General features: G+C 59.5%; 15 protein-coding genes. 12 read left to right on the top strand and 3 right to left on the bottom strand.

The window, feature by feature from the left end:
• Positions 1-3 precede the first annotated feature (3 nt).
• The 7 genes from AC1RNN_RS13095 to AC1RNN_RS13065 are packed head-to-tail and all read left to right on the top strand — an operon-like array spanning position 4 to position 6,327.
• Positions 4-687, top strand: a complete 684-nt coding sequence (locus AC1RNN_RS13095; RefSeq protein ID WP_493089681.1) for a PilN domain-containing protein — start codon at positions 4-6, stop codon at positions 685-687.
• Positions 684-1,310, top strand: a complete 627-nt coding sequence (locus AC1RNN_RS13090) for a hypothetical protein (RefSeq protein WP_493089682.1) — start codon at positions 684-686, stop codon at positions 1,308-1,310. The genes AC1RNN_RS13095 and AC1RNN_RS13090 overlap by 4 nt, the downstream gene beginning before the upstream one ends.
• The gene (locus tag AC1RNN_RS13085; protein ID WP_493089683.1) at positions 1,307-1,771 is read left to right on the top strand and encodes a hypothetical protein; all 465 of its coding nucleotides are present in this window, start codon (positions 1,307-1,309) and stop codon (positions 1,769-1,771) included. The genes AC1RNN_RS13090 and AC1RNN_RS13085 overlap by 4 nt, the downstream gene beginning before the upstream one ends.
• Positions 1,768-3,555 (top strand): secretin GspD/PilQ domain-containing protein, encoded by a 1,788-nt coding sequence (locus AC1RNN_RS13080; RefSeq protein WP_493089684.1) that lies wholly within the window; start codon positions 1,768-1,770, stop codon positions 3,553-3,555. Before AC1RNN_RS13085 ends, AC1RNN_RS13080 begins: the two co-directional genes overlap by 4 nt.
• Positions 3,555-4,457, top strand: coding sequence for an ExeA family protein (locus AC1RNN_RS13075; RefSeq protein ID WP_493089685.1), 903 nt, complete (start codon positions 3,555-3,557; stop codon positions 4,455-4,457). The genes AC1RNN_RS13080 and AC1RNN_RS13075 overlap by 1 nt, the downstream gene beginning before the upstream one ends.
• Positions 4,454-5,557: a hypothetical protein gene (locus tag AC1RNN_RS13070; protein WP_493089686.1), complete on the top strand. Its 1,104-nt coding sequence runs from the start codon at positions 4,454-4,456 to the stop codon at positions 5,555-5,557. The genes AC1RNN_RS13075 and AC1RNN_RS13070 overlap by 4 nt, the downstream gene beginning before the upstream one ends.
• 8 nt (positions 5,558-5,565) lie before the next feature.
• Positions 5,566-6,327 (top strand): substrate-binding periplasmic protein, encoded by a 762-nt coding sequence (locus AC1RNN_RS13065; RefSeq protein ID WP_493089687.1) that lies wholly within the window; start codon positions 5,566-5,568, stop codon positions 6,325-6,327.
• A gap of 54 nt (positions 6,328-6,381) precedes the next feature.
• Here AC1RNN_RS13065 and AC1RNN_RS13060 read toward each other — a convergent pair whose 3' ends face one another.
• The gene (locus AC1RNN_RS13060) at positions 6,382-7,080 is read right to left on the bottom strand and encodes an ATP-binding protein (protein ID WP_493089776.1); all 699 of its coding nucleotides are present in this window, start codon (positions 7,078-7,080) and stop codon (positions 6,382-6,384) included.
• Positions 7,081-7,420: 340 nt separating this feature from the next.
• On the opposite strand from AC1RNN_RS13060, the gene AC1RNN_RS13055 reads away from it, so the two are divergent.
• The 5 genes from AC1RNN_RS13055 (at position 7,421) to AC1RNN_RS13035 (ending at position 11,132) form a co-directional block, all read left to right on the top strand.
• Positions 7,421-7,717, top strand: coding sequence for a DUF4031 domain-containing protein (locus AC1RNN_RS13055; RefSeq protein ID WP_493089777.1), 297 nt, complete (start codon positions 7,421-7,423; stop codon positions 7,715-7,717).
• An 11-nt stretch (positions 7,718-7,728) separates the two neighbouring features.
• A complete protein-coding gene (locus tag AC1RNN_RS13050; protein ID WP_493089688.1) occupies positions 7,729-8,745 on the top strand; it encodes a thymidylate synthase in 1,017 nt (338 codons plus the stop codon).
• Positions 8,742-9,668, top strand: coding sequence for an alpha-glutamyl/putrescinyl thymine pyrophosphorylase clade 3 protein (locus AC1RNN_RS13045; RefSeq protein WP_493089689.1), 927 nt, complete (start codon positions 8,742-8,744; stop codon positions 9,666-9,668). The genes AC1RNN_RS13050 and AC1RNN_RS13045 overlap by 4 nt, the downstream gene beginning before the upstream one ends.
• A gap of 59 nt (positions 9,669-9,727) precedes the next feature.
• A complete protein-coding gene (locus tag AC1RNN_RS13040; protein ID WP_493089690.1) occupies positions 9,728-10,048 on the top strand; it encodes a hypothetical protein in 321 nt (106 codons plus the stop codon).
• A gap of 316 nt (positions 10,049-10,364) precedes the next feature.
• Complete coding sequence (locus AC1RNN_RS13035) at positions 10,365-11,132, top strand: ImmA/IrrE family metallo-endopeptidase (protein ID WP_493089691.1); 768 nt, start codon at positions 10,365-10,367, stop codon at positions 11,130-11,132.
• Between the two features lie 59 nt (positions 11,133-11,191).
• Here AC1RNN_RS13035 and AC1RNN_RS13030 read toward each other — a convergent pair whose 3' ends face one another.
• Both AC1RNN_RS13030 and AC1RNN_RS13025 read right to left on the bottom strand, forming a co-directional pair.
• Entirely contained in the window at positions 11,192-12,004 is an 813-nt protein-coding gene (locus AC1RNN_RS13030; protein ID WP_493089692.1) for a hypothetical protein, read from the bottom strand.
• A gap of 2 nt (positions 12,005-12,006) precedes the next feature.
• Positions 12,007-12,996 (bottom strand): thymidylate synthase, encoded by a 990-nt coding sequence (locus AC1RNN_RS13025; protein WP_493089693.1) that lies wholly within the window; start codon positions 12,994-12,996, stop codon positions 12,007-12,009.
• Positions 12,997-13,037 lie beyond the last annotated feature (41 nt).

The following is a 13,037-nucleotide window of genomic DNA, read 5'->3' as shown; positions in this document are numbered from 1 at the left end:
GCCATGCCCCAGCAAATCAATCTTTGCACCCCCATCCTGCAGAAGCCCCGGCAGCGTTTTGCGGCCAATACCATGGCGTTGTCACTGGGGATATTTGTTGTGCTGGGCGGTGCCATGGCTGCGGCCTGGGTCTGGAGCCTGCAACAGGCCCGAACCGAGTTGCTGGCCGTTGCCCAGACCCAGGCGCAAGAGCTGCGTAGTCTGCAAGGTGCGATAGATAGAGCCAAGGCCGCTGCCCAAGGACCTTCGCCCGAGTTGCAACATCAGGCGCAAGCCAAGGAGGCCGAAGTCAAGGCGAAAGAAGCTGTTGTGCAAGCCCTGCGCGAGGGAATGCTGGTACCGGGTGCTGGCCACTCGGATCGTCTGGCTTTGGTGGCACGCAGTATTCCCGCACCGGTCTGGGTGACCGAGGTCAAGGCTGATGGCCAGCGTCTGGAGGTCAGTGGTTTCACGCTGGAGCCTGCTGCGCTCAATGACTGGGTCGGTCGTCTTGCGCTGAGTCCGCTGATGGCTGGCCAACGCTTGGCAACTGTGAAGGTGGAGAGTACAGCCGCTGCGGTGGCGGGGCCTGTTGCTGGCGTGGCGCCCCCGGCCCCAGGACGCGAGAGCTGGTCGTTCAATCTGGTCAATGCACAGCCCGTGTTGCCAGTCCAGGCCCCAACCGAGAGCACAGGGGGTAAGCCATGAAAGCCTGGTGGATCAAGCAAGCGGAGCGCATTGATGCGCTTAGCCTGCGCGAGCGCATGTTTCTGTTTTTCTCCGTGTTGCTGGTGCTATTGGCCACGGTCGACGTGCTATGGCTGACCCCCGTGCAGGCCGCCTATAAGCAGGCACAGCAAAGCCATGCTGCACAGAACGCGGAACTCGTGCGCCTGCGCACCGAGCTGGCTGGCTTGGCGAAACCCAATGACCCCGGCCAAGCCCTGCGTGAACAGATTGGGCAATCCGAACAACGCTTGGCCAGTCTGCGGCAAGAGATTGATGTCTTGGCGCCCGCTGGTTCTGCCACTGGTGGTCATGCACTGGAGGCGGTGCTGGTCCAGTTCCTGCAGCGCCGTCCTGGTCTGCGTCTGGTGTCGTCGGGAACCATGGCCGTAGACGACAAGGCCAGTGGCACAAGCGATGTGCCCGGCATTGTGCGTCGTGGTCTGCAGCTCAAGGTGACCGGCTCTTACGCGGAACTGGTGCGCTATGTCAAAACGCTGGAGCAGGCCTTGCCGCGCCTGCGCTGGGGTGCGATGCAACTGGTGGTGGACAAGCAGGTACCTGAGCTGACCTTGCAGGTCTTTGTGCTGGAGGTGCAGCCGTGAAGCCGCTGCAATGGCTGTTATCCGCCGTGCTGGCTCTGTGCGCCATGACGACACACGCCCAGGAGCGTGATCCCACCGTGGCCCCGGCCGAAATGGCGCCAGGCTCCACCGTGTTGCCCGGTGCGCCCGGAGCCGTCATGCAGGGCAGCAACGTGATTGTGCGCAACGGCCAACCGCATCTGGTGGTGGGTACACGTCTGGTGGCCATCGGGCAGAAGGTTGGTGAGGCCCGGCTGGAACGTATTACTGAAACCGAAATCTGGCTGCGCGAAGTCAAACAGTTGCGCAAGTTGCCGCGTTTTGCCGGTATCCAGCGGAGCCCAGCCCGCGCCAGCGAGGCCTGCAAGCCCAGCAAGCCGGCCGCGCGCGCCAAAGCGGCCAAGCCCGTGGCGCGCACACAGGCCACCGCCTCCTCTTCTGCTCCGACTCCCGTGGTCCCCTGTGATGGAGTCACACCATGACGTCCCGACCTATGAATGACACCGTATTCCTGGGCTCCCCGCCCGTGTTGCGCCAGGCCTCGCTGCTCTGCGCTGTGCTGGGTGCTGCGCTACTTGGCGGCTGCTCGGTACTGGAGCGCCCGCTGCGCACGCCCGATGTGACGGCCACCCTCAAGGCCGAGCTGCCGCCCGCGCCGGCCAAGTCCGCCGCGGTGCCAACCACGGTCAGCGAGGCACTGGCCGAGCCCGCCCCGGCCGCCGTGGCGCCCCCGCCCGAGCCGCGCTTGGACCTGCTGGTCAACAACGCTCAGGCGCGGGAGGTGTTCCTCGCCATCGTGGCCGACACGCGTTACAGCATGCTGATGCACCCGGATGTGAGCGGTACTCTGTCCGTCACGCTGCGCGGTGTCACCGTGACAGAGGCGCTTGAAGCCATCCGCGATGTCTATGGTTACGACTTCAAGATTGAAGGCCGACGCATCACCATCTATGCGCCGACCTTGCAGACCCGGGTGTTCACCGTCAATTATCCCAATTCGCAGCGCGTAGGCAATAGCGCCTTGCGCGTGTCCTCAGGCGGGGCCACCGGGGGCAGTAACGCAAACAACAGCAGCCAGACCGGCACGACCACAACGAGTAGTACATCGAGCAGCTCCAGTACCGTGCAGCAGCAAGAAAGTGCCAGCGTGGCCACCACCTCGCGCACCGACTTCTGGGGCGAGCTGGCCACTGCGATCCGGGGCTTGGTCGGCAATGCCGAGGGTCGCAACGTCATCACTAGCCCGCAGGCCGGCATCATCATGGTGCGCGCCATGCCCGATGAGCTGCGCCAGGTTGACCGTTTCCTCAAGGCCGCCCGCGTGGCGGTGGAGCGCCAGGTGATGCTGGAGTCCAAAGTTATTTCGGTGGAACTCAGCGACAGCTACCAGAGCGGCATCAACTGGGCCGCGCTGGGTAGCGATGTGAACGGCACCCTGGCCATCAGCAGCGGCGCCAGCAGCGTGGGCGTGCCCACCGGGACCACCACCCCCTCCTCTCTGGTGTCTGGACTGTCTGCCGCCTCGGCCGGCAGCGGCCTGTTTGGTCTGGCCCTGGGCTCGCGCCAGTTTGGCGCGGTGCTGGGCTTCCTCGAAAAGCAGGGCGACGTGCAGACCCTCTCCAGCCCGCGTGTGGCCACGCTCAACAACCAGAAGGCCGTGCTCAAGGTTGGTACCGACGAGTTCTTCGTCACCGGTGTTTCCGGCGGCTCCAACACCACCGGCTCGGGTGGCACGGGCACCACCACCACCCTACCCACCATCACGCTCACGCCCTTCTTCTCCGGCATCTCGTTGGATGTGACGCCCCAGGTGGACGATGGCAATACCGTGACCCTGCATGTGCACCCGGCTGTGACCGTGGTGGCCGAAAAGAACAAGGATATTGATTTGGGCTCGGTTGGAAGCTATCGCCTGCCCGTCGCCTCCAGCAGCGTCAATGAGACAGACACCCTGGTGCGTGTGCCCGATGGCAACATCGTCGCCATCGGTGGCCTCATGCAGCTGGAGAGCAGCCGCACGACCTCGGGCCTGCCTGGCACCACTGACAAGGCCTTTGCCTGGTTGTTCGGCAACAAGGCTACCACCGGTCGCAAGCGTGAAGTGATTGTGCTGATCAAGCCCACCATCATCCGTTCGGCTGCAGATTGGGAAGCTCAAACCCAGCGCGCACGGGAGGCGCTGGACGACATGGATGCCACACGTGCGCGCGTGATCCAAATCGATGGTGGCAAGGACAAGCCGTCTGCGGAAGGGCCGGCCAAGTAATGTACCTGGGGCACTTTTCGCTGCGTGAGGCCCCGTTTTCCATCACGCCGGATACGGACTTCTTTTTTCCGCATGAGGGCGCGCAGGCCTCGCTGAACATGCTGCTGGTGGCCCTGCGCAGTGGCGAGGGCTTTCTCAAGGTGGTGGGAGAGTTGGGCTGTGGCAAGACCGTCTTGTGTCGCCAACTGCTCAAGACGCTGCAGGACGAGTGCGTCACTGCCTATATCCCCAACCCCGACATGGGGCCCGACGATCTGCTCATGGCGCTTGTCAAGGAACTGGGCGTCAATCTCACGCTGCCATTGAGCCGGCACAAGGTGCAGGAAGCATTGCGGGCGTGCCTGCTGGAGCACGCGGCGCATGGGCGGCGCGTGGTGGTGTGCATTGACGAGGCCCAGGCCATTCCGGTGCGTACGGTCGAAAGCCTGCGCCTGCTTTCCAACCTGGAGACCGAGAAGCGCAAGCTGTTGCAGCTGGTGCTGCTGGGCCAGCCGGATCTGGATGACAAGCTGGCCCGTCCCGAGATTCGCCAACTCCTGCAGCGCATTACGTTCAGCGAATACCTGGGGCCCATGCAGGCCGGGCGCGTGCCGGGCTACCTGGAACACCGTCTGCAGCGTGCGGCGCTGAACGAATCCACGGACGTACGGGTTTTCACACCCGCCGCTGCACGTGCGATTGCGCAGGCCAGCGGCGGTGTACCCCGGCTCATCAATATCCTGGCTCACAAAGGTTTGATGCTGGCCTATGGCGAAGACCGCCACCGTGTGGGTGTGGCCCATGTGCGCCTGGCCGTGCGGGATACGCCCGGTGTGCAACCTCCGCTGCCCTGGTGGCGCAAAGTCTGGATGGCGCGGCGCAATGCCCGTAACGCTGATGGGCCGCAAGGAGAGTTGGAATGAGCGTGATCAACAAAATGTTGCGCGATCTGGACCAGCGCCAGACGCCAGGTGCGGGGACAACCGACCCCCTGCGCCGTGCGACTGCCAGCGTAGCGTCGGTGCCGCCGTTGCCCCAGCGTTCTTCGCGTGCCGTGCGCTGGGCGATTGTCTTGTTGCCCCTGGCAGCCGCGGCGACGGGAGGCTGGTTATGGTGGAACGCGCAATCGGTTGTTGAGCCTGTAGTTGCTACGCCCGCAGCGGTTGTTGCCCATGCTGCTCCGGCCGCGGTACCTGCCGTGTCGGCGCCGGAAGTTCCGGCAGTTGCGGTGCAAGAAGCAGCGGGTACGCCGGTCGCTGCGGTCTCCGCGATAGCGTCCGCCATAATGCCCGAACCTCCTGTTGTGGTAGCTGCTCCGCCTTTGCCCGCCCCGGCTCCCGCACCAGCGGCCCGCAATACGGGGCCCGTCAATGTCGCCTTGCGCATGGAGTCCAAGCTTGCGAACCCCACGCCCGTTCCCGCGTCCCAGGCTCAGGTCGCCAAGCCGGTGACTGAATCGGGCAACGGTGGGCCTGCCAAGCCAGCGACCAGTGCGGTGGATGCCTCCGCCGCTGCGCGCCAGCAACAGGCTGGCCGCGACACGCTGGCGCAAGCCCAGAGCCTGTGGGCGAGTGGCGCGCACGATACGGCCATCAGCACCTTGCAGGAGGCGGTGGCAGTGGCCGAGCGCAATCCGCAGTCCAGCGGTGCGGCCACATTGGTGCCCCTGCTGCGTGAGCTGGCGCGCATGCAGCTCGCTGAAGGCCAGGCGGCGGCGGCCTGGGACCTGCTGGCGCGCCATGAGGCCTTGATGAGCAACCAGCCAGAACTCTGGGCGCTGCGTGCCAATGCCGCGCAACGTCTGGGTCGGCACCAGGACAGCGTGCAGGCCTATGCCAACGCGCTGCAATCGCGCCCCGCAGAGCAGCGCTGGCTCTTGGGGGCCGCCGTCTCACTGGCAGCGCTGGGCCAGACCACAGCTTCGGCGGAGATGGCCGACAAGGCGCGCAGCGTGGGGCCCGTGAGCCGGGATGTGCTGGCATACTTGCGCCAACAGGGAGTTCCGTTGACCGACAGACCGTGAGGTGTGTGATGCGCAACTGCCTGCCCGTCCTTGCTGCCTTGCTCTGGGCGGGTGCCTTGTGGCTGGTGTCGGTCTCGCCCGCAATTGCCCAGGGTGGCCATGTGGAGCTGGTGACCGGAGAGTACCCCCCGTTTTCCAGCGAAGAATCGCCCGCCATGGGCCTGCTCTCGGAAGTGGTAAGCGCGGCTTTCAAGGAGCAGGGAGTGAGCACCCAGCTGCGCTTCTTGCCCTGGCAGCGTGGCTACGTGGAAACCCGCAACGGGGTGCATACCGCGACATTTCCCTACGTCAAGAACGAGGAGCGCCAGCGCGACTTTTGGTACTCGCAGCCGTTGTATCCCGATATGGTGCGGCTTTTCGTGCGCACCGATGCAGACGCCGCCATCGACTGGTCTGGCAAAGCCATCTGCGTACCCCAGGGCTACAACATGGCGCGGGTGGCGCCGTTTATTGAAGACAAGCAGGCGCGTGTGGAGCGGCCCGCTGACATGCTGAATTGCTTCCAGATGCTGCAGCGGGGCCGGGTGTTTGCGGTCTGGAGCAGCGAGACGGTGGCGGAGTTCGTCACGCGCGGCCTGCGGCGCGAGGGGCTGCGCTTCAAGCCCCTGACGCTGGGTGTGGAGTACCCGGTGGAGCTCTACCTCATCATTTCACGCCAGCTGCCGCAGGCGCAGCAATGGCTGGAGCGGTTCAATGCAGGCTTCAGCCGCATCCAGAAGAACGGCACCTACGCGCAGATACTGACGCGCCACGGAATGCAGATCAAATAGGGCGATAGCCCCCGTCAATAATGCGCAAACAGCTATCAAATAGATAGCGTTTGCTTACACGGCAGTCCGCAGCACCCGGCGATATTGCATGGCCTCCGCCACATGGGCCATGCCCGTGTCCTGTGCGCCAGCCAGGTCGGCAATGGTGCGGGCTATCTTGAGGGTGCGGTGCGTGCTGCGGGCAGACCAGCCCAGCTGGGCCGCTGCGCTTTGCAGGAATTTGGCCCCCGCCGGGTCCAGCCGGGTGTGCTCGTCGATGGCATTGCCGCTGAGCGCCTGGTTGGGCACGCCCTGACGCTCCACAGCGCGTGCGCGGGCCTGGTGGCAGCGGCTGCGGATGCTGTCGGTGGATTCGCCAGCCGGGCTGCCCAGCAGTTCGTGCGCGGGCAGGGCGGGGACTTCGATGTGCAGGTCAATGCGGTCCATCAGCGGGCCGCTGAGTTTGGATTGGTAGCGGTGCACCTGGTCCGGTGTGCAGCGGCAACTGTGGCTGGGTGAGCCCTGGTAGCCGCAGGGGCAGGGGTTCATGGCGGCAATGAGCTGGAAGCGGGCCGGAAACTCCGCGCGCCGTGCAGCTCTGGAGATCGTGATGCTGCCAGTCTCCAGCGGCTCGCGCAGGGCCTCGAGGGCCGCTCTCGGAAATTCAGGCAGTTCGTCCAAAAACAGGACCCCGTGGTGCGCGAGGGAAATCTCGCCGGGGCGAGGCGGCGACCCCCCTCCAATGTAGGCATCCAAAGTTAGTGTCACTTCGATGTTTAATGTGTCGCAATTTTTCCGAAGTTACTGTCTAAAACCTACAGAAGCGGCCTTCCGAGCTAATTCATAAATTCAGCGCTTGACTCATCAGAGTTACGTGTAGTTATGAAGAGTCATGCTGAGGCTTCAATCGGAGGTACGTGGGCTACCCGTCTTTTTGTGGCACTAGCGCCACGCCACTCAGCCCAATAGCAATGCCTAGCTGGAGAGCTCTATACTCGATCATCCGAAGCCGGGTGGCATTGCATTTGCTGCCGGGCTCAGGATATATTGGACAGTAAACACAAAAAGACGACCGAACTATATTGGTCCGCAATTGAGAGGGGGAGTCAGCTTGGTGTACGTAGACAACGCGTTCGTCGAACGACGCGGGCGCCATTGGTGCCATCTCCTTGCAGACAGCGTTGAAGAACTGCATGACTTCGCAGCCTCCATTGGCCTGTCGAAGCAGGCATTTCATCGAGCGGCTCGAATTCCTCACTACGACATCACGGCACCACAGCGACAACTGGTGTTGGCCAAGGGCGCGCGGCCAGTCACAGTTCGGCAGGGAATCCTGATTACCCGAGATCAGGCTTCGCCCAAACCGCGGGTTGTCCACGCACCAATCCTTCAGCAAGAGATGTTCGCGTAGCCCCAGATCCCATGGACGTTACAGCCGACTCGCTCGATGAACTTCTGTTCAAAACATACAGTTTCATTCGCAAGCGCGGCGTTGCAATCTCGCCGACCAAGGGACCGGCGCATGAGGTCACAGGGGCATCGTTGAGGCTAACGGCACCACGAGCTAGGCTCAGTAGAACTGAGGCTCGGGCGACCCTTTTCAGCTGCCTTGGGGAGTTGCTTTGGTACTTGTCGGCCAGCAACGACTTGAAATTTATCGAGCATTACATCGGAAAATACGGCAAATATTCCGACGACAAGATAACCATCTTTGGAGCCTACGGTCCGAGGATCTTTGGTGAAGGGGATAAGGCACAAATCCAAAAGGTGATTTCCCTTCTCCGCGAGAAACCAGACACGCGGCAGGCAGTTGTTCAGATATTTGATCGCGAAGACCTTCTTGAGCCGCATAAGGACATCCCCTGCACTTGCACGTTGCAGTTCATGCTGCGAGAGAACAGGCTGCAATTGTTGACGACAATGCGTTCGAATGATGCATGGGTTGGCCTGCCACATGACATTTTCTGCTTCACGATGATTCAGGAATTGGTCGCCCGCTCGCTAGGCACCGAACTCGGGGACTACAAGCATTTCGCCGGCAGCCTGCACCTATATACAGACGACATCGAGAAGGCTGCTCGCTTTCAGGAAGAAGGCATGCAGCGCAAGGTGGCCATGCCACCGATGCCTAAGGGAGACCCCTGGCCCGCCATCAAGGCTCTGCTTGCCTTTGAGCAGAGGGCCCGTAGGAGTCCTAAGAATTTGAAGGATCCGCGCGAGTCAATGACCCCGTACTGGGCTGATCTCGCGACTCTCCTGGCAATTCACGCTGGCGGCAAGGCTGGTGTGACCGGTGAGGGAATCCAGCGATTGAAACGCCGGCTGTCCAGCGACGTCTACGCTATGTACATCAATCGGAGATTTGGGCGATCCGTCACTGAGCGCAGTCAACTCACACTTCTTGACACTAAAGGTTTTATTCCTAAGGCTGAACAATGAACGCACATGAAAAGAATGCGAAGGCCGAAAGCTTGACGCACCAACTTGAAGAGTTTGATAAAACGATTGCGCCGCTCGTCGGCATACGGCCCTTTGAAAATCAGCACGCATTTGTTTGGCAGCTGATTGACAGTATTCAACGCATTGACTATGTAAAGACGATTGTGAATCGGCGCGCTCGCCTGAGCCCGGATAGAGCCAATCCTGTGAGTCCCCTTTTTGACCCAGTGCAGGCAGCAGTACTTCTTCGCGAGCAAAATTTCGAGGAGGCGTGCTGGCTGGTGTTCATTGCGACGCATTGTGGTCGAAATTTACGTAAGGCTTGGATGCTTTCGGCTGAACTCTATGGTGGTCTTGGACAGCATAAGTGGGCATGGGCCGAAGTTGCGGATGATCTGACGGCCATGCACGCTTGGCTAAGGACGTATCGCGATCAATTCAATGGAAAGTTTGGGAATCACCGAAAATATGAATCGCTCAAGGATGGCCGCGCATGGACTGGTCGAGTTATCGCCAGCTATATTGAGTGGATCAATTCCTTCGGATCGCACGCGAAAATGTTTGCCCAAGCCAACGCAGCAGCACATGGAGATCGACGCCAAGCATTTCATTGGCTTTATCAAAGCATGCGGCCGGTTTATCGCTTCGGCAGGACAGGCCGCTTCGACTACCTAACCATGATTGCAAAAGTTGGCCTAGCGGACATCGATGCTGGCTCCACATACCTCAATGAAGCCACAGGCCCGCTACGCGGCGCGCGGTTATTCTTTGATGGGCAGATCGACTCAGCGTCCTCAGCACGGGCACTTGAAAATCGGGTCGCGGCTTTAGAAGCTCACCTTGGGGTAGGAATGCAGGCGCTGGAGGACTCCATGTGCAACTGGCAAAAAAGCCCAAATAAATACGTTCCGTTCCGGGGCTAGCGACGCTAGGACTGTTGCGCCAGCACTGATAATCGATTTGCACTTTTTACCTTCGTATCTTGGAAATTTCCTTTCATACAGAAGAATTGCTGAACTTGTGCTTCGACGAATCGATCGCAGAACAGAAGTTTGGGAACGTCGCCGCAGAAGCACTACGCAACCGTCTCGATGACATCCGTGCTGCGGATGCTGTGCATGAGTTACTCGCTGGACACCCCCATGCAGCCCAGCTTGGCAATCAGCATTGCTACCGTCTTGAGATTGAAGATGGCAAATGGTTGACCATCGTCCCAAATCACATCACACCACGTGTGGACGGTGAAGGCAGACCCGATTGGGGCAGAGTTCGCCGTGTTCGCGTCATAGCAGTAGGGAACTAAAATGCAGAACATGAATGCGTTTGAGCCTAAGTGGGCCACCCCTCCCGGCGCCACCGTGCTTGACCTGATGCAGGAGCGTGGCTGGGCAGTCGGCCAGTTGGCGAAGGAAACTCATAGAGGTATGCATGAGGTTTCTCGTCTGCTGTATGGACTGACTCCGTTGGATGTCGACTGGGCTGAGAACCTATCGCGCGTCTTGGGCTCCACCACTTCGTTCTGGCTGCGACGCGAAGAACAATACAGATCGGATCTAAAGCGACTCTGCGCCTCGCCCGATGCCCCTCGCGGTTGGTTTGATGCATTGCCCGTTCGTGACATGGTCAAGTTTGGATGGATTGAGCGAGGCCACTCGGCCGATGAAACGTTCATCAATGCTTGCGTGTTTCTGGGTGTATCTACATCCAAGGCTTACGAACGGAAGTATGAGAATCTCATCGATACTTCTGCCTATCGACAAAGTACTGCCTTCGAAACGAACTCGGCGGCTGTAGCTGCTTGGCTACGACAAGGTGAAATTGAAGCGGCAGCTATCGATTGCCAGCCTTGGGACGAGAAACGGCTTCGAACAATTCTTGCAGATGTCCGTGCCTTGACTCGAATTGGAGATCCTGGCGAATTCATACCCGCCTTGCAACAATGCCTCGCGACATGCGGCGTTGCCGTTGTCGTTGCCAGAGCGCCTGACGGATGCAGGGCCAGTGGCGCAACTCGCTTTCTTACCTCAAAGAAGGCACTGATTCAGCTAAGTTTCCGGTACCTGGCCGATGACCAGTTCTGGTTCACCGTGTTCCACGAGATTGGACACCTTCTCTTGCACACGCACGATAAATTGTTTCTTGAAGGTTTGGATGAGCGTCACTCGGAGGCCGAAACAGAAGCGGACGAGTTTGCGCTGCAGACTCTGTTTGAGCAAGTTGGTGTAGACGCATTGAATACAGTCAGTCTGAGCAAGTTTGACATTGCGCGCCTCGCTAGGCGCGCGGGAGTGTCGCCAGGTCTGGTGGTAGGCCAGTTGCAAGACAAGGGGCGCGTACCCTTCAGACACTTCAACTTTATGAAAGTGCGATACGCCTGGAAGAACTAGCTTCTAACCTGAAATAGGTGTAATGGCTCGTGCTCTTGCCCTGGTTACGTAGCGAGCCCTCACGCCAATACTTCCGCAGAGCTCCGACCAATCCAGGTCGCCATGCAAGAAACGGCTTCGGATGTGACACCGAAACTGCTTTGAATGTTGTGGTTGTAACCCAGCACCAGCAACTCGCGGTCTAGCTCAAGTCCGCCCAATTGAGAAACACGACCGATGTACCCAACTCCTGGGACTCTTCCACCTTGCAGCGACCAGGAACTCATCTGGTGAGCTTCCAATGATTCATCAGGCACAAGGCGACGGAACTCCTTGACGACCGCGCTTCCATTGAGAACCAGCACTCGAATGTCGGACGCTATGAGGGTCTGTACAAGTGATGGAGTACCGAGCTCGATGAGTTGAGTCTTTTCCTTGCTCGTCAATGCAGACCACTTCTCAGCGGTCGCGAACGGTACCAGATCAAGATGGCACGCCTTAACTCCAAGGCTTGTGTAGTACGAGGCGCCCGTGCCTACAAGCAGCTTCTCCAACCGTTTGAACCATTGGTCGTATGGATTGCCATAGAAGTAATTCTCGCAAGCTTGCCAGACGCTGCGAATACCACGGCTGGCAACATCCCCCCAACTCTCGACCTGTAACGTAGCCAAGGACTCGAAGCGATGGTGTGGTGCGTGCAGTTCTCGGCCATATCGGTCAACAAATTCAAGATTGCTGGGGTTGAGCCCGAGAGTCGCCACACGACTGTTGATGGGGTCGCCAAAAGCCAGCACTGGCGAAGCCCAGGGTATTGCCCCAAGCTCAACAGGCATTCCCTTGTGAAGTAGATCGATTAGACGATCCACTTCGCGAAGAAGACTGGCATTGCTCATTGCTATTCTCCCCCACCATTCTTGCGACTTTCAGCCACATCCAACCTAGCAACCAAGAACATCTTGTAAACGTCAGAATATAGCTCTTCCTTGAGATGGGCAAGTTGGGTGGTATCAGACTCCTTACTGGCCCTGTAGGACAGAAGCAACCGTCCCAAGTCCTTCCAATAGTTGTCGACATTGGCAGTACGTATCGCAGCGGCAAGATCTACATCCCGCTTGAGTCTGGCCGACTCTTCTACGCCACGAAGCCATTCAATCCCCGCATGTGGATCACCTATAGGCATGGCAGGCATGTGGATGGGGTCTTGCCATCCTTCTTTGAGGTACCGTTCTGCTGCTTCAAAGTGCTCCTGGTAAAGATGCAAACTCCCCGCGCAATGTTTGTACTCACCTAGTTCAACACCGATTGCACGGGCGATCATTTCCTGGAGTAGGGTGAAGGAAAAAATGTCGTGGGGGAGACCGATGTAGGCATCATTCGACCGCATGGCTACGAACATATTTAGCCGATCATCTCGCACCAGAAATTGCAGAGTGCAGGTGCATGGGATCGATGCGTAGCGCTCAGAAATGTCACTTGCATCGAAGAGCTGGATGGTGGCCCGCCGCGACGTTCGATGTTTTTGCAGCAATTGCACAACATTCTGCAACTGATTCAGTCCGCGCCACGCTTGCAGGCGTTCACCGTATCCGCTGCGGACTGTTACCTGATCGTCAGACTCATCCTGGAAGCGTCCTGGAACGTAATAGTCGATGAAATCAAGCCGTGTTTCCTTCGACATATACCAAAGGAACTCGCCCAATGCGCTGTAAACCTTGCCTTTCGATTCACTTCGACTTAAGCGGGCCCGTGGGTTGGTGAGGTGTAAGCAAGCGCCAAAGATTTCTTTGAAATCGCCACGGTTTGCGGTGACCAATTTTTCCTCAGCTAGAAGCGCCTCGAAAACATGGCGGAGCAGGCCGTCTAGCGTGTCCTTCTGAACGTACATTTCATCTCCCTGACTCGATCTACGCCGAGTCATTGTGTTAA

It is taken from the genome of Rhodoferax sp. GW822-FHT02D07 (assembly GCF_058802405.1).
The sequence above is the reverse complement of the archived record's forward strand: the minus strand, read 5'-3'. Positions and strand labels throughout refer to the sequence as shown.